At 69.3% G+C, this 20,253-nt stretch carries 16 protein-coding genes, 1 tRNA gene, 1 other RNA gene and 1 pseudogene; 6 read left to right on the top strand and 13 right to left on the bottom strand.

The features are described 5' to 3' along the window. The first annotated feature begins 193 nt into the window (after window positions 1-193). Window positions 194-1,015, top strand: coding sequence for a type IV toxin-antitoxin system AbiEi family antitoxin domain-containing protein (locus PYV02_RS08180; RefSeq protein ID WP_275758006.1), 822 nt, complete (start codon window positions 194-196; stop codon window positions 1,013-1,015). A 155-nt stretch (window positions 1,016-1,170) separates the two neighbouring features. Here the strand turns inward: PYV02_RS08180 and PYV02_RS08175 are convergent, their stop codons facing one another. From PYV02_RS08175 to ffs, 3 genes are all read right to left on the bottom strand, one after another. After that, window positions 1,171-2,289: an acetate/propionate family kinase gene (locus PYV02_RS08175; RefSeq protein WP_275758004.1), complete on the bottom strand. Its 1,119-nt coding sequence runs from the start codon at window positions 2,287-2,289 to the stop codon at window positions 1,171-1,173. Next, window positions 2,286-4,382, bottom strand: coding sequence for a phosphate acetyltransferase (gene pta, locus PYV02_RS08170; protein WP_275758002.1), 2,097 nt, complete (start codon window positions 4,380-4,382; stop codon window positions 2,286-2,288). The genes PYV02_RS08175 and pta overlap by 4 nt, the downstream gene beginning before the upstream one ends. A gap of 25 nt (window positions 4,383-4,407) precedes the next feature. Beyond that, an RNA gene (ffs, locus tag PYV02_RS08165) (signal recognition particle sRNA small type) lies at window positions 4,408-4,504 on the bottom strand. Between the two features lie 54 nt (window positions 4,505-4,558). Here ffs and PYV02_RS08160 point away from each other — a divergent pair. Further along, window positions 4,559-4,646, top strand: a tRNA-Ser gene (locus PYV02_RS08160). 74 nt (window positions 4,647-4,720) lie between these two features. After that, on the top strand, window positions 4,721-5,272 hold the full coding sequence (locus PYV02_RS08155; protein ID WP_275758000.1) for a hypothetical protein: 552 nt from the start codon (window positions 4,721-4,723) through the stop codon (window positions 5,270-5,272). Here PYV02_RS08155 and PYV02_RS08150 read toward each other — a convergent pair. The 9 genes from PYV02_RS08150 to mmsA all read right to left on the bottom strand — a co-directional run bounded on the left by PYV02_RS08150 (window position 5,251) and on the right by mmsA (window position 16,320). Next, window positions 5,251-6,216, bottom strand: a complete 966-nt coding sequence (locus PYV02_RS08150; RefSeq protein WP_275757998.1) for a quinone oxidoreductase family protein — start codon at window positions 6,214-6,216, stop codon at window positions 5,251-5,253. The two genes, PYV02_RS08155 and PYV02_RS08150, sit on opposite strands and share 22 nt — an antisense overlap. 2 nt (window positions 6,217-6,218) lie before the next feature. After that, entirely contained in the window at window positions 6,219-7,490 is a 1,272-nt protein-coding gene (locus PYV02_RS08145; protein WP_275757996.1) for a saccharopine dehydrogenase family protein, read from the bottom strand. A 9-nt stretch (window positions 7,491-7,499) separates the two neighbouring features. Further along, on the bottom strand, window positions 7,500-8,180 hold the full coding sequence (locus PYV02_RS08140) for a phosphatase PAP2 family protein (protein WP_275757994.1): 681 nt from the start codon (window positions 8,178-8,180) through the stop codon (window positions 7,500-7,502). 63 nt (window positions 8,181-8,243) lie between these two features. Then, a complete protein-coding gene (locus PYV02_RS08135; protein ID WP_275757992.1) occupies window positions 8,244-9,476 on the bottom strand; it encodes a multidrug effflux MFS transporter in 1,233 nt (410 codons plus the stop codon). A gap of 142 nt (window positions 9,477-9,618) precedes the next feature. Next, a complete protein-coding gene (locus PYV02_RS08130) occupies window positions 9,619-11,040 on the bottom strand; it encodes a GH1 family beta-glucosidase (protein ID WP_275757990.1) in 1,422 nt (473 codons plus the stop codon). 61 nt (window positions 11,041-11,101) lie between these two features. Continuing rightward, window positions 11,102-12,226: a Gfo/Idh/MocA family protein gene (locus PYV02_RS08125; RefSeq protein ID WP_275757988.1), complete on the bottom strand. Its 1,125-nt coding sequence runs from the start codon at window positions 12,224-12,226 to the stop codon at window positions 11,102-11,104. A 71-nt stretch (window positions 12,227-12,297) separates the two neighbouring features. After that, window positions 12,298-13,392, bottom strand: coding sequence for a substrate-binding domain-containing protein (locus PYV02_RS08120; protein WP_275757986.1), 1,095 nt, complete (start codon window positions 13,390-13,392; stop codon window positions 12,298-12,300). A 46-nt stretch (window positions 13,393-13,438) separates the two neighbouring features. Further along, complete coding sequence (gene mmsB, locus PYV02_RS08115; protein ID WP_275757984.1) at window positions 13,439-14,800, bottom strand: multiple monosaccharide ABC transporter permease; 1,362 nt, start codon at window positions 14,798-14,800, stop codon at window positions 13,439-13,441. Further along, window positions 14,797-16,320: a multiple monosaccharide ABC transporter ATP-binding protein gene (gene mmsA, locus PYV02_RS08110; RefSeq protein ID WP_275758696.1), complete on the bottom strand. Its 1,524-nt coding sequence runs from the start codon at window positions 16,318-16,320 to the stop codon at window positions 14,797-14,799. The genes mmsB and mmsA overlap by 4 nt, the downstream gene beginning before the upstream one ends. Before the next feature lie 221 nt (window positions 16,321-16,541). Between mmsA and PYV02_RS08105 the strand changes: the two genes are divergently transcribed. Together PYV02_RS08105 and PYV02_RS08100 are read left to right on the top strand one after the other, a co-directional pair. Beyond that, window positions 16,542-17,723 (top strand): ROK family transcriptional regulator, encoded by a 1,182-nt coding sequence (locus PYV02_RS08105; protein ID WP_275757982.1) that lies wholly within the window; start codon window positions 16,542-16,544, stop codon window positions 17,721-17,723. 39 nt (window positions 17,724-17,762) lie between these two features. Then, complete coding sequence (locus PYV02_RS08100; protein ID WP_275757980.1) at window positions 17,763-18,533, top strand: ATP-binding cassette domain-containing protein; 771 nt, start codon at window positions 17,763-17,765, stop codon at window positions 18,531-18,533. Here the strand turns inward: PYV02_RS08100 and PYV02_RS08095 are convergent. Continuing rightward, window positions 18,526-19,809: an APC family permease gene (locus PYV02_RS08095; RefSeq protein ID WP_275757978.1), complete on the bottom strand. Its 1,284-nt coding sequence runs from the start codon at window positions 19,807-19,809 to the stop codon at window positions 18,526-18,528. The two genes, PYV02_RS08100 and PYV02_RS08095, sit on opposite strands and share 8 nt — an antisense overlap. A gap of 145 nt (window positions 19,810-19,954) precedes the next feature. Between PYV02_RS08095 and PYV02_RS08090 the strand changes: the two are divergent. Beyond that, window positions 19,955-20,161 (top strand): annotated as a pseudogene (locus PYV02_RS08090) (low temperature requirement protein A); the annotation flags it as partial. Between the last annotated feature and the right edge of the window lie 92 nt (window positions 20,162-20,253).

The raw sequence follows: 20,253 nt of genomic DNA, 5'->3' as shown, positions 1-20,253 counted from the left end.
GCCCCTGCACGGATTCGGCGCGGCTCGCCGCCCCCGCGCGCCGACGCGCCCGCGCCGCGCCGCGATCCGTGCAGTTGCGCACCGCGACCACGTCGATGCCGGGGCCTCTCGCCCACCGCGAGTGCAGGCGCGCGAACGACACCGATCGCCGCCGGGGAACGCGCGCTGGCATCCGTCCCGCGAGGCTGGGCGGATGCACCGCCTGTGCTCCCTCGGCCACGTCGCCTCGACGCGCGACCTGCTCGCCGCCGGACTCACGCGGCGGGAGCTCGCGAGGGCCGTTACCGTCGGGCGGGCCCTCCGGCCCGCGCGCGGTGTGTACGCATGCCCGCACCTCGAACCCGTGCAACTCACTGCGGCGCGAGCGGGCCTCCGGCTCGATTGCGTCACCGCTCTGGCCCGGCGCGGGGTGTGGTCCGGCATCCGCGACGCCCGACTGCACCTGCGCGCGCAGGCGGGGCGCCACCACGGCGCCGTGCCGATCGGAGCCGTCGTGCACTGGGCCGGGCGACACGAGACGGGCGAGCATCCACTCGAGGTGTCGATCGTGGATGCCCTGCTGCAGGCGATGCGCTGCCTCGACCACGACGACGCCCTCGCCTGCATCGAGTCGGCCCTGCACCTTCGCGAATTGGACGAGCGCGGCCTGCGCCGGTTGCGGGAGCTCGCCCCGCGTTGGATGCGGGCGACCCTCGCCCGGTTGGACCGTGGTGCCCAGTCCGGGCTGGAGACGCACGCGAGGCTCAGACTGCAGGATGCCGGACACCGTGTTCGCACGCAGGCGATCGTCCCCGGTGCCGGACCGCTCGATCTGCTCGTCGACGAATGCGTGGGTGTCGAGACCGACGGCAGGCAATTCCATGAGGCGACGTTCATCGCGGACCGCAGCAAGGACATCACGATCGAGAGCTGGGGCATCCGGGTGCTGCGGCTCGGCTCCCCGCACGTGTTCGACAGTTGGCCCGACACCCTCGCCGCGATCGAGCGCATGGTTGCGGATGCTCGGCGACGGTAGCTCGCGCGGCGTACGGGGCTGCACGGATTCAGGCCGGATGCCGCGTGTCGGCCGGCCGCGCGCGGCGTGCCGCCCCGAATCCGTGCGGTTGCGCACACGGTGCAGTGACGCAGGGTGCCGCCGCGCACGGTCGAGTGCGGTCAGGCACTCGCGGCTCAGACCACCGCGAGGCTCTGGCGGGCGATCTCGAGTTCTTCGTTGGTGGGCACCACGAGCACCGCGACCGCGGCACCCTCGGGCGAGATGGTGCGCGCCCGGCGCGAGGCGAGTTCGTTGCGGTCGTCGTCGATCTCGATGCCGAGGAACTCGAGTCCGGCCAGCGCACGACGACGCAGCAGCGCGTTGTTCTCGCCGATGCCCGCGGTGAAGACCAGGGCATCCACCCCGCCGAGTTCGGCGAGGTAGGCGCCGATGTAGTGCCGGATGCGGTGCCGCCAGACCGCGAGCGCGGCCAGCGCCGCCTCGTCGCCGTTCGATGCCGCCTCCTGCACATCGCGCATGTCACCGGTGCCGGTGAGTCCCAGCAGTCCGCTGCGTCGGTTGAGCAGATCGTCGAGCTCGTCGATGCCGAGGCCGGCTTGACGGGCGAGGTGGAAGATGACGCCGGCATCGAGGTCGCCCGAACGCGTGCCCATGACGAGTCCCTCGAGGGGTGTGAGGCCCATCGAGGTGTCGATCGAATCACCGCCACGCACCGCCGTGATCGATGCGCCGTTGCCGAGGTGCATGATGATGAGCCGCAGGGACTCGAGCGGTCGCCCGAGGTAGAGCGCGGTCTGCCGGGCGACGTACTGGTGCGACGTGCCGTGGAATCCGTACCGACGCACCTGGTGCTGCGCGGCGAGCGCCGCGTCGATCGCGTAGGTGTACGACTCGGGCGGCAGGGTGTGGTGGAACGCGGTGTCGAAGACGGCCACGTTCGGCACTCCGGGCAGCGCCGCCCGCGCGGCGCGGATGCCGAGCAGGTTCGCCGGATTGTGCAGCGGCGCGAGCGCGGAGAGCTCGTCGATCGCCTGCTCCACCTCGTCCGTGATGAGGGTCGCCTCGGTGAACCGGGAGCCGCCGTGCACCACTCGGTGACCGACCGCAGCGATCTCGCGACCTGGGCCGATGCGCTCGAGCACCTCCCGCATCCCCGCGGCGTGGTCGGGAACCTGCCCCGGCTCGCCGATGCGCTCGATGATGCCGCCGACCACGACCTCCTCGGTGCCCGGGCCGACGAGCTGGTACTTGATGGATGACGAGCCCGAGTTGACGACGAAGACGAGACTCACGCGAGCGCCTCCCCCGCCGACTGCGCCTGAATGGCCGTGATCGCGACGGTGTTGACGATGTCGCGCACGAGCGCACCGCGAGAGAGGTCGTTCACCGGCTTGCGCAGGCCCTGCAGCACCGGACCGATCGCGACCGCGCCGGAGCTGCGCTGCACCGCCTTGTAGGTGTTGTTGCCGGTGTTGAGGTCGGGGAAGATGAACACCGTGGCCTGCCCCGCCACCCGGGATTCCGGCATCTTCTTCGCGGCGACCGCGGCATCGGCCGCGGCGTCGTACTGGATGGGTCCCTCGACGAGCAGGTCGGGTCGGCGGGAGCGCACCAGCTCGGTGGCGGCGCGCACCTTGTCGACGTCCGCGCCGGTGCCGGACTCCCCCGTCGAGTACGAGAGCATCGCGATGCGCGGCTCGATGCCGAACTTGGCCGCGGTGGCGGCCGATGAGATCGCGATGTCGGCCAGCTGCTCCGCGGTCGGGTCGGGCACGATCGCGCAGTCGCCGTAGACGAGCACCCGGTCGGCGAGCGCCATGAAGAACACGCTCGAGACGACCTTCACCCCCTCCACCGTCTTGACGAACTGCAGGGCCGGCGTGATGGTGTGGGCGGTGGTGTGCGCGGCGCCCGAGACCATGCCGTCGGCGAGGCCGAGCTGCACCATCATGGTGCCGAAGTACGAGACATCCGTCACGATGTCGGCGGCCTGCTCGAGCGTGACGCCCTTGTGCGCCCGCAGCCTGGCGTACTCGGCGGCGAACCGCTCGTGCAGCTCGGGGTCGAGCGGGCTCAGGATGCGCGCGGCCGCGATGTCGACACCGAGTGCGGCCGCACGGGCGCGCACCTCCGTTTCCTCGCCGAGGATCGTGAGCTCCACGACATTGCGGCTGAGCAGTGTGCCCGCCGCCTGCAGGATGCGGTCGTCGTCGCCCTCGGGCAGCACGATGTGCTTGCGGTCCGAGCGAGCGCGCTCCAGCAGGCCGTACTCGAACATGAGCGGGGTGACGACGGCGGTGGTGCCGGCACCGATAGCGTCGGTGAGCACCGCGGCATCGACGTGCTGCTCGAAGAGCGCGAGCGCGGTGTCGACCTTGCGCTGCGATGCGGCGGTGAGCCGCCCGCGCACCTGCGCGATGCGCTGCGCGGTGGCGTAGGTGCCGAGTTCGGTGGAGATGATCGGCAAGGTGTCGTCGAGACCGCCCACGAGCCGCTCGATCACGGGAGAGAGTTCGAAGCCGCCGTTGAGCACGAGGGCCGCGATGGTGGGGAACGTCGTGGAGGCGTTCGCCGTGAGGGCGCCGACGATCACGTCGCTGCGATCGCCGGCGACGACCACCACGCCGCCCTCGATCAGGCGCAGCAGCACGTTCTCCATGCCCATGCCGGCGACGACGGTGCCGAGGGACTCGCGGGCCAGGAGCGCAGGATCGCCGCGCACGAGGAGCCCGTCGACGGCCTCCATGATCGACTCCACGCTCGGCGCGACGAGGATCTCGCTCTCGGGAACGGCCCATGCCGGTGTACCGAAGGTCGCGGCCATCGCGGCGACGATCTCGTCGAGGTGATCGGGATCCGCGCGGTTGACGACCGCGGCGAGCACCGTGGCGTGCGCGCCGGTCAGCTCGGGCAGGATCAGTTCCGCGACCTGCTGCAGGTCGTGCACCGTGCGGGGCCGGCCCTCGTCCGTGGCCTGGCCGGTGAGCACGACGAGCACCGGGGCGCCGAGGTTGGCTGCGATGCGGGCGTTGTATCCGAGTTCGGTCGGGGTCGCGACATCCGTGTAGTCCGAACCGACGATGACGACGGCGTCGCACTGGCGTTCGATGGACTTGAATCGCTCGACGATGCGCGACAGGGCCGCATCCGGGTCTTCGTGCACCTCTTCGTAGGTGACCCCGACGCACTCCTCGTAGTCGAGCGTGACCCCGTCGTGCGCCAGCAGCAGCTCCAGCACGAAGTCGGGCTCGGCCGTCGACCGCGCGATGGGGCGGAACACGCCCACCCGTTCGACGCTGTGCGCGAGGGTGTCGAGCACCCCGAGCGCGATCGCGGACTTGCCGGAATGACCTTCGACCGAGGTGATGTACACCGAACTCGCCACAACCTCAGCCTACGGCGATTGAAACGGTAACGGCCCCTCGCGCACCCGCCAGAGCCCGGTTACCCTTGCTGCGTTTCCGCCCTGGGGGAGTTGGCCTGGATGGCGCCACGCGAGGAGCCTCCACGATTGTACCGCTATGATTCCTTGAGGTCTTCGGCCACGTCGCCGAAGCTCCGGGAGAATTCGCCTAGTGGCCTATGGCGCACGCTTGGAAAGCGTGTTGGGTGCAAGCCCTCGGGGGTTCGAATCCCCCATTCTCCGCCATACTCATTGCAGTGCAATCTTCACTTTTCGCACACACCCCTAATTGCCGAACGCCCGGGAGAACCGTGGTCGACGTGACGAGCGAACGCAATGACGTGCGGTTTCCGGACGCGGAACCGCAGCTGCGCCTGCGTCCGCGACCTGCGCTGCTGTGGCAGGGACTGGTCGCCTGCATCGTCTTCCTGGGCCCGATCTTCGTCGCGCTGTATCTGATCAACGGGCCGACGGGTGGCTGGCCGGCGGTCCTGGCCGTGCAGATCGCGGCGAGCGTCGCCGTGTTCATCGGATGCGCCCGCTTCTTCTCCGTGGCGATCTGGGTGAGCGCGGCGGGCCTCGGCGAGCGCGGATTCTTCAGCCCCAAGCGGGTGTTCCCGCTCTCCCAGGTCGCGCAGGTGGTGCGCGCCCGCGTGTTCCGGCACGGATCCGAAGAGGTCGATCAGCTCTTCGTGTGCGATGCCGAGGGTCGGTGCATGGTGCGCATGCGCGGCCAGTTCTGGTCCAGTCGCGACATGGATGCCCTCACCGAGGCGCTCGACGTGCCCGTGACCGTGCTCGTCGATGTGGTGACCCTGCGCGAGCTGGCGCGGGACCACCCGCGCCTGGCCTACTGGTTCGAACGGTTCTGATCCGGCACGAGCACGACCTTGCCCCCCGGGTGTCCGCTCGCGACCAGACGCATCGCCGCGGCGACCTCCTCGAGCGGGAACTCGCGGGCGATCGACACGGTGAGCCGCCCCTGCTCGGCGAGGTCGACGAGCACCGCGCGGGCGGCGTTGCGCAGTTCGGTGCCCGGGTCGGCACCGGGCCCCGAGCCGAGGGCGGCGATGCCCAGCTCCGCTGCGCGCGCGAAGCCGGCGATGGTGGCGATCCTCGTGCGATCGGTCACGAGTTCGGCGGAGACGTCGAGTGCCTCATCGGTGCCGACCGTGTCCAGCGCGGCATCGACTCCATCGGGGAACACGGCACGGATGCGGTCGGCGAGTCCGGGGCCGTAGCGCACCGGTGTGGCACCCAACGCCCGCACCCGCTCCTGCGCGGCATCCCCTGCCGTGCCGACGACCTCGGCGCCGCGCACTCGCGCCAACTGCACGGCCATCGCCCCCACGGAGCCGGAGGCGCCGTGCACCACGATCCGGTCCCCAGCACCCACACCGGTGGCCTCGAGCAGGTGCATCGCGGTGACACCGGCGACCATCAACCCGGCCGCTTCGGCCCAGCTCAACGTCGAGGGCTTCGGCAGCACGGATGAACCGGCGGCCACCACCTCGTCCGCGTATCCGCCCGAGACGCGATAGCCGATCACCTCATCGCCGAGTGCGATCGCGCCGAGCGGACCGACCGCATCCGCGCCCACCGCCGTGACCACCCCGGACACCTCGCTGCCGAATCGCATGGGCATGCGATCCTTGCCGCCGAACTGGCCGCGGAGCCGCTTGAGGTCGGCGGGGTTGATCGCGGCGGCGCGCACCGCGATGCGCACCTGACCGGGCTCCGGTTCGGGGCGTTCGACCTCGACCAGCTGCAGGATCTCCGGCTCCCCGTACCCGGGGGCGATCACCACGCGCGTCATCGTCAGGCGACCGCACGGTCTTGCAGGCCCCAGGGCTGCCCGTAGCCGCCGTCGGCGATCGGGCGCGCCATGAGTTCCAGGAACGCCGCGGCATCGAAGGCCTCCGGGCCGAGCACGCCGACACCGGACCAGGTTCGGTTCGCGAGCAGCTCGAGCGCGATCACCGGGTTGAGGGCGGTCTGCCACACCACGCACTGGCTCTCGTACTCCGCCATCGTCCACTCGTTGTCGCTCACGTGGTACAGGTACACCTCACGCGGCGCGCCGTCGAGGCCGGTGCCGGTGACCCACAGGCCGGCGCAGGTCTTGCCGGTCATCCGCGGTCCGAGCGTGGCGGGGTCGGGCAGGCCTGCGGCAACGACGTCCCGTGGCGCGACCATCACCGGGCCGTCCGCGGAGCGCACGCGCAGCGGCTCGGTCTTGTCGAGTCCGAGTTGGTGCAGGGTCTTCAGAATGCCGATGAACTCGTCGCCGAGGCCGTACTTGAAGGTCACGCGCTTCGCGTCCACCCAGCGGGGCATGAGCAGCACTTCCTCGTGCTCGACGTTAACGCACTCGACCGGGCCGATGCCTTCGGGAAAGTCGAAGACCTCTGGCTCGCTGAACGGCGCCGTCGTGTACCAGCCGCGATCCTTCTCCCAGATCACCGGCGGATTCAGGCACTCCTCGATCGTCGTCCAGATGCTGAACGACGGTGCGAAGATCTCGTTGCCCGCCTCGTCGCGCACCACGAGATTGGCGCCGTCGCGCGTGCCGAGCTCGTCGATCTCGCTGAACAGGTGGTCCGCCGCATATCGCGCGAACACGTCGCTGAGCCCGGGCTCAACGCCCATGCCCACGAGCGCGAGTCGACCGGCGGTCTCCCAGTCGGGCGCCTGCGCGAATTGGTCGTCGCCGAGCTTGACTCCGGTCTGCGCATAGGGATCGGTGGGATGCGGCTCGCTCAGGCTCATCGCCATGTCGAGGTAGTCCGCGCCAGCCGCGAGCGCCCCAGCGAAGATCGTCGGCACGAACTTGGGCTCGACGGCGTTCATGACGTGCGTGGCGCCGTGTTCGCGCGCGACGGCGGCCACGTTGTCCGGGTCGGATGCATCGATCTTCGACGCCACGAACCGCCCCTTGCCCTCGCCGCGGGCCTCGATCCAGGCGATGGTGCGCTCGGCGCGAGCGACGTCGTAGTCGCTCACGATCATGGTCTCGAAGAAGTCGCGTCGTGCTGCGATCTTGGCGATGGCATCGCCGACGCCACCGGCGCCGACCAGGAGGATTCTCATGGCACCACGCTAGTGCGTGGCTCCGGCGGCGTCACCGGTTGCCGGCGCGTCTCGACCGAGTCGCTCCCGTTGAAGATGCGCCGAGAAGGGAGCCCAGGCGATCACAGCGACCCCCACTCCGACGAGCAACCCACCCACGGTGTCGCTGAGCCAGTGCACGCCGAGGTAGGTGCGGCTGAGCGCCATGAGCACGACGAGCAGCGAGCCGGCAAACCACACCCACCACCGTCGCGCGATGAGCGCGAGGGCGATCGCGACGGTCGCGGCATTGGCGACATGGCCGGAAGGGAACGAACCGAAGTCTGCGGGCACGAGCATCTGCTCGGGCCTGGCCCGCCCGAAGAGGTGTTTGAGCAGTTGCACGAGCGTCGCGCTCGCGATGCTCGCCACCAAGAAATAGGTCGCCGACCATCGGCCGCGCGCCAGCGCGAGAGCGAGGGCGGCACCGATGGGGACGACGAGTATGCCGAACCAACCGCCGCCGATGAAGCTCATGACGAGCGCGGGAACCTCCCATACCGGGCTGCGATGCTCGATGATCTCGTGCATCCACTCGAGGTCGAGGTACGGCTCCCGAGCACCGCGAAGCACGATGAGGGTGCCGAGCGCGACCGCGAGCGCCAATGCCGTGGCGCCGGTGATCAACGGCCAGCGCCGGGGTGCACGCGACGAGGGCTGGGGCGGCGTCATCCAGCCACGCTAGCGCGCGGAGCGCGCGTTGCTGCATCGCACGCGATCGCCGGGCAGAGACGGTCAGCGCACGAGTGCGGGCACCGTCCACGGTCGCACGACGGTCCACAGCACGACGATCGAGACGAGCGCCGTGCTTGCCATGATCGCGCCCATCGGGATCGCGTTCTCGATGCCGAACAGTCCGACGATCGGCGAGATCGCCCCGGCGAGTCCAAAGTTGAGGGCACCCAGCAGGGATGCGGCGGTCGCGGCCTCGCCACCGTGTCCGGCGAGCGCGAGTACCTGGTTGCACGGGAACGAGAGCCCGCACGCGAAGATGAAGAACCACAGCGGCACGAGGATGCCCACGAGCCCGACCTGGGCGAGGTCGAGCAGCACGATGGCGCTCGCGGAGAGCAACAAGAGCACGGTCGTGCCGGTGAGTATCCACTGGGGGCCGATGAAGCGCGCGAGGAAGGAACTGAGCTGAACGCCGACCACGACCCCCACGGAGTTGACAGCGAAGAGCAGGCCGTACTGCTGGGCATCCAGGCCGTAGACGTCTTGGAACAGAAAGGACGAGGAGGACAGATAGGCGAAGAGGCCGGAGAAGGTCATCCCCGCGATGATCGCGACGCCGACGAAGATGCGGTCGGTGAACAGTGCACGGTAGCGCTGCCCGATCGTTGCGTGACCCGGGTCGCCCACGCGCCGCGCGGGCGGCAGGGTCTCGACGATGAAGAACAAGGCGGCGAGCAATACGAGCAGGCCGTAGATGGCGAGGAATCCGAACATCCCACGCCAGGGCATGATCAACAGCAGTTGCGAGCCGATGAGCGGGGCGATGATCGGGGCGAGCCCGTTGACCAGCGACAACCGCGACAGCATCCGCACGAGCGGCAGGCCGCCGAAGAGATCGCGCACGATCGCCATCGAGACGACACCACCGGCGGCGGCTCCCGCGCCCTGCAACAGGCGGAAGACGAAGAGCCACTCCACGCTCGGCGCGAGCAACACACCCAGGCTCGCGCCGATGTGCACGGCGGTCGACAGGATCAGGGGCAGGCGCCGACCGACCCGATCGCTCCACGGCCCGACGAACAGCTGACCGACGGCGAACCCGAGAGTCGTCGCGGTCAGCGTGAGCTGCACCATTGCCGAGCTCACACCGAGATCGTTCTCGATGAGCGGGAACGCCGGCAGGTAGAGGTCGATCGTGAATGGACCGAGAGCGGTGAGCGCGCCGAGCACGAGTACGTAGACGAGTCGTTGGCGTGCGCTCAGCGAATCACCTGGGTGGACGACGGTGGTCACGAGAAGACGGGATCCTGACTGTGGTGCGAGTGGTGGACCGGGACGCCGTCGGCCGGTTGACCCAGCCTACGACGCCCCGCGCCCGGGTGTCGGATCAGTCGCGCTCGATCGTCGCGGTGGCCACGAAGTACGCGGCGCGCGCTCAGGGCGTACGACGGGTCTCGATCAGGCGCGCGAGCCAGCGCCCGCTGTCTTTGACGATGCGCTCCTGGGTTTCGTAGTCGACGCGCACGATGCCGAACCGCTTGGTGTAGCCGTAGCCCCACTCGAAGTTGTCCATGAGCGACCACACGAGGTACCCGCGCAGGTCCACCCCGCGGGCGATCGCGCGGTGCGCGGCCGTGAAGTGCCGGTTGAGGTAGTCGATGCGGTCGGCATCCGGCACCCGCTTGCCCGACTCGGTCTCGACGACCGCGTCTGGGAAGGCGGCGCCGTTCTCGGTGATCATCAGCGGCAACTGCGGGAACTGCTCGTGCAGACTCACGAGCAGTTCTTCGAGGCCGTCGGGGGCGATGTTCCAACCCATGTCGGTATAGGGGCCGGGCTGCTGAAGGAACTCGACGTTGCGGCTGCCGGGCCACGGTGAGCCGCCCATGTCCTTGTGGCCATCGTTGTTGGTGCGCGGCGAGCGGCCGTCCCACATCTTGACGGTGACGGTCGAGTAGTAGTTGACGCCGAGCACATCGATCGGCTGGTTGATCTGCTTGAGGTCACCATCGCGCACGAAGCCCCAGTCGGTGACCTCCTTGGTGTCCTCGAGCAGGTCGGCGTCGTAACGGCCGAGCAGCATCGGACTCGTGAAGGCGCGGTTCGCGAGGGCGTCGATGCGGCGGCGCGCCTCGTCGTCGTCGCCACGGATCACGTGGAAGTTGAGCGTGGCCGAGGCGAGCGCCGCGGGGGCGTTACGACGGATCTCGGGGATTGCCAGGCCGTGCGCCAGATTGAGGTGGTGCACCGCGGCGAGCGCGTCCGCGCCGTTCATACGTCCCGGGGCATGTGCTCCGGAACCGTAGCCAAGGTACGCCGAGCACCAGGGCTCGTTGAGGGTCGTCCAGGTGTGCACGCGATCGCCGAGGGCCTGCGTCGTGATCGCGGCGTACTCGGCGAACCGCAGCGCGGTGTCCCGGTTCGGCCAGCCGCCGGCATCCTCGAGCGGCTGCGGCAGGTCCCAGTGGTAGAGCGTCGCGATCGGGCGGATGCCGCGTGCCAGCAGCCCGTCGGTCAGCCGCGCGTAGAAGTCGATGCCCTTCGCGTTGGGCTTGCCTGCGCCGGTCGGCTGGACGCGCGGCCATGCGATCGAGAACCGATACGCCTCGAGCCCCAGTCGTTGCATGAGGTCGAGGTCGGAATCCAGCCGGTGGTAGTGGTCGTCGGCCACATCCCCCGTGTCGCCGTTGGTGGTCTTGCCCGGGGTGTGGCTGAAGGTGTCCCAGATCGAGGGCCCGCGACCGTCCTCGTGGGCGGCGCCCTCGATCTGATAGCTCGCGGTCGCCGAGCCGATCACGAAGTCGCTCGCGAACTCGAGCCCGCTGTCGCGGTAGTCCGGGGTACCTGTCGTGACCATGCTGACTCCGATCGCAGCGCCGTGGTGGAAACGCTTGCACCATTCTGCACCGCGCCTGCGCTCAGACGCGCGTCCAGGCGCTGCCCGCCGCGGCGCTCGCCTCGATCGCGCCGAGCACGCGCTGCACCTGCAGTCCGCTCGCGAAGTCCGGTGAGGCCTGCCCGCCGGCGACGATCGCGTCCACGAGGTCCTTCACCTGATGCGAGAATCCGTGCTCGTAGCCGAGCGCGTGGCCGGGCGGCCACCAGCCCTCGAGGTAGGGATGCACGGGCTCGGTGACGTTCACGCGCGTGAAGCCGCGCACCGCCTGCGGTGTCGTCGCGTCGTACACCTGCAGGGTGTTCATGTCCTCCAGGTCGAACGCGATCGCGCCGGTCGAGCCGGAGACCTCGATGCGCAGGGAGTTCTTGCGCCCCGTGGCGAACCGGGTCGCCTCGAACACTCCGAGTACGCCGGTGTCGTAGCGCGCGGTGAAGATCGCGAGGTCGTCGACCGTCACGGTGCCGGTCCCGCCGCCGGGCAGCGGCCGCTCGGGCACGAGCGTCGCGAGGGTGCCGGAGACGGACTCGATCGACATGCCCGTGATGAACTGCGAGAGGTCGACGGCATGGGCGCCGATGTCGCCGAGCGCGCCGGAGCCCGCGAGCTCACGGTCGAGGCGCCAGACGAACGGTGCCCTCTCGTCGGCGAGCCAGTCCTGCAGGTAGCTCGCGCGCACCTGCCGGACCTCGCCGATCGCCCCCTGCGCGACGAGGTCGCGCGCGAGCGTCGCCGCGGGAACCCGGCGGAAGACGAACCCCGTCATGACGACGGTGCCGGCGCGCGCCGCCGCCTGCGCCATCGCCTCAGCCTCGGCGACCGAGTTGGCGAGCGGCTTCTCGCACAGCACGTGCTTGCCCGCCGCGAGGGCGGCGATCGCGATCTCGGCGTGCGAGTCGCCGGGGGTCACGATGTCGACGATGTGGATGTCGTCCCGCTCGAGCACGGACCTCCAGTCGGCGCCAGAGTCGGCCCAGCCCCACCGGCGCGCGGCCGCCGCCGCGGCATCCGCGTTCCTGCCGACGACGACGGACATCGCCGGTTCCGCGCCGAGGTCGAAGGCCCGGGGCGCGGTGCGCCACGCCTGCGAGTGCGCCGCGCCCATGAAACCGTGCCCGATCATGGCGACGCCGAGTTGCCGGGTCATGCTTACTCCTTCGATGCCGCAAGGCCGGCCGGGGCGAACCCCGACCGGCCTTCCGGTTCGCGCAGTGGGTGCTACTGGGTGAGCGGGAAGAGGGACTCGTTGTCCTTGTACGCCTCCGCCGCGTTCTCCTTGGTCACGACGACCGGAGCCAGCAGGTAGGCCGGGACGATCTTCACGCCGTTGTCGTACGACTCCGTGTCGTTGATGCCGGTGGGCTCCGCGCCCGCCTGCAGCTCCTTGACCATGTCGATGGCAGCCGCGACGAGCGCGCGGGTGTCCTTGTAGATGGTCATGTACTGCTCACCGGCGACGATCGACTTCACCGACTCGACCTCGGAGTCCTGACCGGTCACGACCGGCAGGGGCTTGCCGGCGCTGCGCACCGACTCGAGGATGGCGCGGGCCAGGGTGTCGTTCGGCGACAGCACGCCGTCGAGGTCGGTGCCCTGATAGTTCGCGGCGAGCAGGGTGTCCATGCGGCTCTGCGCGTTGGCGGCGAGCCAGCCCTGGGTCGCCGTCTGGCTGACCTCGGTCTGGCCCGAGACGACGACGAGGGTTCCGTCGTCGATCTTCGGCTGCAGCACGTCCATCGCACCGTCGAAGAAGACCCCGGCGTTGTTGTCGTCGGGCGAGCCCGAGAACAACTCGATGTTGTAGGTCGTCTTGTCGGGGTACGCCGCGGCGAGTCCGTCAAGGAGCGCCTGGCCCTGGAGCTGGCCGACCTTGAAGTTGTCGAACGCGAGGTAGTAGTCGACGGCCTCGGTGTTGAGGATGAGGCGGTCGTACGCGATCACCACGGCGCCGGCGTCGTGCGCGGCCTCGACCTGAGCGGAGAGCTGCGCGCCGTCCTTGGCGCCGATGATGATGACCTTGGCGCCGTTGGTCACCATCGAGGTGATCTGGTTCTGCTGCTCGGCCACCGTGTTGCTGGCGGGCGCGTACTGCACGTCCGGCTTGAACCCGGCCTCCTCGAGACCCGTGGTGAACAGATCGCCCGCGAGCACCCAGTTCTCGGAGGTCTTGTCGGGCAGTGCGACACCGATCGTGGCGTCGGCGGCGAAGCCGGCAGCCGCCTCGGTGTCGCCGCCGTCACGCGGAGCACAGCCTGCGAGCGTGAGCGCGGCGACCGCCGCGATCGACGCCGAGGCGATGACGAATTTCTTCATTGATATTCTCTTTCCTGGTGCATTCCGGTTTGTGGAAACCGTGTGCTCAGCCCTCGGGAGTAAGGTCCTGCGGCCGAGCGGTTTCCTGGGCCCCACCCTGTGAAGGAGTGGGAGTCTGAGTGCCCTGCGGGGCCGCAGGTACGGGCGTTTCGTCGGACTTGCGGCCCCGCGTCAATCGCCCGATGAGCGAGGGCCGACCCTGGCGCTTCGAGTACACGTCAATGCCGACGGCCACGAGCAGGACGAGGCCCTTGATCATCTGCACGCGGTCGGCCCCGACCGAGAGCAGCTGCAGGCCGTTGTTGAGCACGGCGATCACGAGACCGCCGATGATCGAGCCCGCGACCGTGCCGATGCCGCCCGAGACCGCGGCGCCGCCGATGAAGACCGCCGCGATCGCGTCGAGCTCCCAGCCGACGCCGTCACCAGGCCCCGAGGCCACCGACCGGGCGATCCACAGCATGCCGGCGATCGCGGCGATGACCGACATGTTGGCCATGACGAAGAAGTTGACCCGGCGGATGTTGACGCCCGAGAGCTCGGCGGCGCGCCAGTTACCGCCGACCGCGTAGATGTGCCGGCCGATCGTGGTGTTGTTGGTGAGGAAGGAGTAGCCGAGCACGAGCACGCCGAGGATGATGCCGGCGATCGGGAAGCTCGTGCCCGAGCGCCCGGATGCGAACAGAATGGTGGCGAGCACCACCACGGCGAGCATCACCCCCACCTTCACGATGCTCACCCACAGGGGTGCGCTCTCCGCACCCATGCGCTGCTGGTTGCGCCGCAGCCGCACCTCCTGCCACACCACCGCGACGGCGACGAGCGCGCCGAGGATCAGGGTCGGGTTGGAGAAGCCGAAGTCCGGCCCGAAGTCGGGCAGGAAGCCGCCGCCGATGAAGGTGAAGTCGCGCGGCACCGGGATCGAGGTCGAGTTGCCGACGAACTGGTTCGCTCCGCGGAAGAAGAGCATGCCGGCGAGGGTGACGATGAAGGCGGGGACGCCCATGTAGGCGACCCACCATCCCTGCCAGGCTCCGACGATTGCGCCGAGGGCGAGGCCGATGACCATCGCTACGGGCCACGGCACGTCGAAGACGTACATCGACTGCGCGACCACGATGCCGACGAAGGCGGCGACGGACCCGACCGAGAGGTCGATGTGCCCGGCGACGATGACCATGACCATGCCCACCGCGAGCACGAGCACGTAGGCGTTGCCGTTGACGATGTTGATGAGGTTGTTCGGGTCGAGCGTCTTGCCGCCCGTGAGCACCTGGAACAGCACGATGATCACGATCAGGGCGCCGAGGATGCCGAACTGGCGACCCGCCGAGTTCGACCCGCCGAACATCTTTGCCAGGTCGCGGATTCCACCGGACTTCTTGGGCGCTGGAGTGCTGTCGCTCATCGCTGGGTGACTTTCTTCTCGGAGGTCATGCCGCGGAGCAGAGTCTCCGGGTCGGCGTCGGCTGCGGGGATCTCGTTGGTGATGGCGCCCTCGAAGATCGTGTAGATCCGGTCGGAGACGCCGAGCAGCTCGGGAAGCTCGGAGGAGATCATGATGACCCCTTTGCCCTGGGCGGCGAGCTCGCGGATGATGTGGTAGATCTCGGTCTTCGCGCCGACGTCGATGCCGCGCGTCGGCTCGTCGAGGATCAGCAGGTCGGGGTCGGTGAACATCCACTTGGCCAGCACGACCTTCTGCTGGTTGCCGCCGGAGAGCTTGTTCACGCCCTCGTCGACGGTGGGCGTCTTGATCCGCAGGCTTTTGCGGTACTCCTCAGAGACGTTGTGCTCGGCGACCTTGTCCACGACGCCGAACGGCGAGATCTTGCCGAGCTTCGCGGAGACGATCGAGGCCTTGATGTCATCGAGCAGGTTCAGGCCGAGCGCCTTGCGGTCCTCGCTGACGTAGGCCAGGCCCGCATCGATCGCCTCCTCGACGGTGCGCAGGCGCAGTACCTTGCCGCCCTTGATGATCTCGCCCGAGATGTAGGTGCCGTAGGAGCGGCCGAAGATACTCATCGCGAGCTCCGTGCGACCGGCGCCCATGAGGCCCGCGAAGCCGACGACCTCGCCGCGACGCACCGTGAAGCTCGAGCCCTTGGCCACGAGGCGCTCGGCTGCGAGGGGATGCTGCACCGTCCAGCCGCGCACCTCGAAGAACACCTCGCCGATCGTGGAGTTGCGCTCGGGGAAGCGGTGCTCGAGCACGCGGCCGACCATGCCCCGGATGATGCGATCCTCGTCGACCCCGCCGGCGCCGACGTCGAGCGTCTCGATCGTGCGACCGTCGCGCAGGATCGTGATCTCGTCGGCGATCGCCTCGATCTCGTTGAGCTTGTGGCTGATCATGATCGACGTGATGCCACGGCCCTTGAGGCCGCGCAGCAGGTCGAGCAGGTGCTGGGAGTCCGACTCGTTGAGCGCCGCAGTCGGCTCGTCGAGGATGAGCAGCTTGACCGACTTGTTGAGCGCCTTCGCGATCTCGACGAGTTGCTGCTTGCCGACGCCAATGTCCTTGATGAGGGCGTCCGGGTCATCGTCGAGGCCGACCCGCGCGAGCAGTTCGATCGCCTTGCGCTTGGCGTCGACCCAGTCGATGGCCCCGAAACGGTTGCGCGGCTCGTTTCCCAGGAAGATGTTCTCGGTGATCGAGAGCAGCGGGATGAGCGCGAGCTCCTGGTGGATGATGACGATGCCGGCGGCCTCGCTCGCACGGATGTCGCGGAACCGCATCTCCTGGCCCTGGTAGACGATCTCGCCCTCGTAGCTGCCGTAGGGGTACACCCCCGAGAGCACCTTCATGAGGGTGGACTTGCCCGCGCCGTTCTCGCCGCAGATCGCGTGGATCTCGCCGGCGTGCACCGTGAGCGTGACGTTCTCGAGGGCCTTGACGCCCGGGAACTCCTTGGTGATGGAGCGCATCTCGAGGATGGTGGGGGATTCGGACGCGGCAGGATTCACGGTCCGGACCTCCTCGTCGGTTGGGTTCTGCGTGGGCGTTCGACCTCGACGGTAGCCCCCGAAGTGCTTGTCGTCAAATAGTGAAGACAAGAAACCGCCGGATCGTGACCCTCGCGTTACCGCCGAGGCCCGAGACTTCGGCGTTTCGCCGGGAAACGCGCCGAAGCATTACAGTGATCACCGTGGCGAGCCGTAACCCGACGCCGGGTTCCCAGACTTCATTGCGCGAAGCCAACCGGGCGCGCATCGTGGAGTCGCTGCAGCGGCACGGGCACCTGACCCAGGTCGAACTCGCCGGGGCAACGGGGCTCTCGGCGGCGACCGTGTCCAACATCGTCAAGGAGCTCTCCGCCGTCGGCGTGCTCAACACCGCGACGACCTCGCGCAGCGGCCGCCGGGCTGTGGAAGTGACGCTCGTGCGCCGGGCGGGGCTCGTCGCCGGCATCCACTTCTCGGCACGCCACCTGCGCGTGGCGATCGCCGACGTCGAACGCACGATCGTCGCCGAGCACCACGCGCCCCTCGCGCACGACCACAAGTACGACCGCGAGATGGACCGGGCGACACTCCTGCTGAGCGATATGGCGGATTCGCTCGACACCCCCCTGACCGAGTTGCTCGCCGTCGGGATGGCGCTGCCGGTTCCGGTGAACGGTTCGACCGGCCTCATCGCGACCCGCGGGCTCATGCGCGGCTGGGACGGCGTGCCGATCGCCAACGCGATGCGCGAACGAATCCGGCTCCCGGTGTTCGTCGACACCGAATCCAACCTGGGCGGCCTCGCCGAAGCGCGGCTCGGCTCCGCGCGCGGGGCGAAGGGAGCGGCCTACATCCGCGTGGGCTACACGATCGGCGGCTCCCTGCTGATCGGCGGCAGCCCCTACCACGGCGTCAACGGCCGAGCCGGTCAGATCGGTCACGTGACGATCGACGAGAACGGCCCGATCTGCCGGTGCGGCAACCGCGGTTGCCTCGAGACCCTCGCGGGCGGGCCAGCCTTGCTCGACCTGTTCCGCGAGGACCCAGGCTTCCAGCGCCTGCGAGACATCGTGCACCGCGCCGAGGAGGGCAATGCCGGTGCACGGCGGGCGATCGCGGATGCCGGCCGGCACATCGGCATCGCCGCGGCGAGCCTCGCCAACCTCTTCGATCCCGACGTCATCGTCATCGGCGGCGAGCTCTCGGACGCGGGCGAACTGCTGCTGGCCCCGATGCGCCATGCCCTCGAACGCGCGGCACCCGGTGGGGGCAGCGATGCCCCCGAGATCGTGCTCGGCGCCCTCGGCGAGCGGGCGGAACTGCTCGGATGCCTCGCCCTCGCGATCGACAACGTCGCCGCCGAACGGAGGCCGACCGGTGCTTGAGATGCCCCGATACGATGGCCAGCAGACAAGGAGGTCCGCATGAGCGCCGAGCCGATGCTCGCCATGCGCGGGATCAGCAAGAGCTTCGGTGCCGTGCGCGCACTCACCTCCGTCGACCTCGAAGTCCATGCGGGCGAGGCGGTGGCGATCGTCGGCGACAACGGCGCGGGCAAGTCGACGCTCATCAAGATCCTCGCCGGCGTGCACCGTCCCGACTCCGGCTCGATCACCTTCGGCGGTCGGCCGGTCATGATCGGCAGCACCATGGAGGCCCACGACCTCGGCATCGCGACCGTGTTCCAGGACCTCGCACTGTGCGACAACCTCGACGTCGTAGCGAACCTGTGGCTCGGTCGGGAGATCACCGAACGCGGCGTGCTGCAGAAGATCGAGATGGAGCAGCGCTCCTGGCAGCTGCTGCGCGAGCTCAACGCGCGCATCCCCTCGGTGCGGGCACCGGTGTCGACGCTCTCCGGCGGCCAGCGTCAGACAGTCGCGATCGCGCGCTCCCTCATCGGGGAGCCCGGCATCGTGATCCTCGACGAGCCCACCGCGGCGCTGAGCGTCGCACAGACGGCCGAGGTGCTCAACCTCATCGAGCGCATGCGCGAGCGCGGGCTCGGCATCATCCTGATCAGCCACAACATCGCGGATGTGCAGGCTGTCGCCGACCGGATCGTGGTGCTGCGCCTCGGTCGCAACAACGGCGAGTTCCGCTCCGACGAGGCGACGAACGAGCTCATCATCTCGGCGATCACGGGCGCGACGGACTACTCGAACCCGCGTCGCGGTAACGCGGACCTCAGCTGAGAGCATCCCGGTCGCGCCGCCGTTTCACGAGCGTGACGACAACCGCCGCGAGCGCGAGCACCGCGGGAACGATGAGGTGCGCTCCCGCGAGCACGAGCAGGCAGGCGACGAGCACGACGGAGACCGCCGCCATCCACCATCCGGCGCTGAACCGCTCAAGCAGGCGCACTGCCGCGACCATGCCGAGCGCGTAGACCGCGACCATCGAGCTCGTGTGGATCAGGATGAACGGCTCGAGCTCGAAGTCGAGCGCGAGCCACATCACGCCGAAGTACGTCAGCGAGATCGTCGCCGTAGACAGGATCGCCCGCCTGGGGACCTCCCCGGCCGCCGCACCCTTGGCGAGGAACCCGGGCAGGTGCCCGTCGCGGCCGAGCGAGGCGGCGAGATTCGCGAAGGCGGGGATATAGGCATTGAGCACGCCCACTGCGACGACGCCAGCGATCACAGCGACGACGGAGGGACCGATCCCCGGCACCGTCGCGGCGGCGAGATCGATGAGCGGCACTGCGCCGCGCGGCTCGCCGGCGCCGAGCACGCCAACGGTCACCAGCTGGAGGGCCAGATAGGCGAGCCCCACGATGACGATCGCGATCCCCGTCGCGAGCGAGATGGTGCGCCGCGGATCGCGGAACTCCCCCGCGATGTGCGTGACAGCCTCCCACCCCGCGAAGGCCCACACGAAGAGGCTGATCGCCAGGCCCACTCCCCGCCAGCCGTGGGGCAGGAACGGCGTGAAGTTGCCGGGATCGATCGCCGGGACGCTCACCGCCACGACCACCGCGATGAGCAATCCCGTCAGGAAGAGCTGCGCGGATCCACTCACCCGCAGGCCGAACAGGTTGACCACCGTGGGCACGAGCAGGAACGCGAGCGCGAGCGGTGCGGTGGCGCCCCGTCCCGCGCCGATCGCGGCGAGGAGGTACTCGGCGCCGAGCGTCGCGACGACAGGCGCCCCGAAGCCGACCCCGAACAGGAACCAGTAACCGGCCATGCGCGAGGCGGTCGACCCGAGGGCGAGCCGCACGAAGGTGGCCACGCCCCCGGCGTCGGGGTACCGCGCCGCGAGGGCGGCGAACGTGCCTGCCAGTGGGATCGAGAGCGCGAGCACGACGAGCACCGCGACGACGGAGGCGGGCCCGGCGGCATCCGCGGCGAGACCGGGCAGCACGAGGATGCCGGTGCCGAGCACCGCGGCGACGTAGATCGCCGAGGCCTGCGCAAGGCCGAGCCGTCGATGGGCGGTGGCGGGATCGACGTCGGTCACGGCACTCACCCTGCCATCATCCACCGTCGCTCCCGCCACCACCGTCGAGTTCTCGCCAGCACCGCGCCAACCTTCGCGCGTCGCATGCCAAAGTAGGCGCATGACGAACTCGACATCGTCCCCGACAGCCCCGTCCGCGGCCCGACTGCGCCGTATGGTCGGCCGCGATGTCGGGCAGGCCCATCGCGCCGCGACCCCGCTCGAACTGCTCTTCGACCTGACGTTCGTCGTGGCCTTCGGACTCGCCGCCGACCAGACCGCGCACTTGCTCGCCGAAGGGCACTACGCGCCCGCGCTCCTCGGCTTCGGGTTCGCGATGTTCGCGGTGGTGTGGGCCTGGATCAACTTCACCTGGTGGGCGTGAGGAACGAACTGGTGACAGGTTCGGTTTAGGCCGCCAGTGTGTGCGGCTCGGCTAGCTTGGCTTCGAACTCGATGGGCGTCAAGCCGCCG

The organism is Antiquaquibacter metalliresistens (assembly GCF_029211225.1).
Taxonomy (GTDB): domain Bacteria; phylum Actinomycetota; class Actinomycetes; order Actinomycetales; family Microbacteriaceae; genus Rhodoglobus; species Rhodoglobus metalliresistens.
Note: the sequence above shows the minus strand (reverse complement) of the source record. Positions and strands in the feature narration are given on the sequence as shown.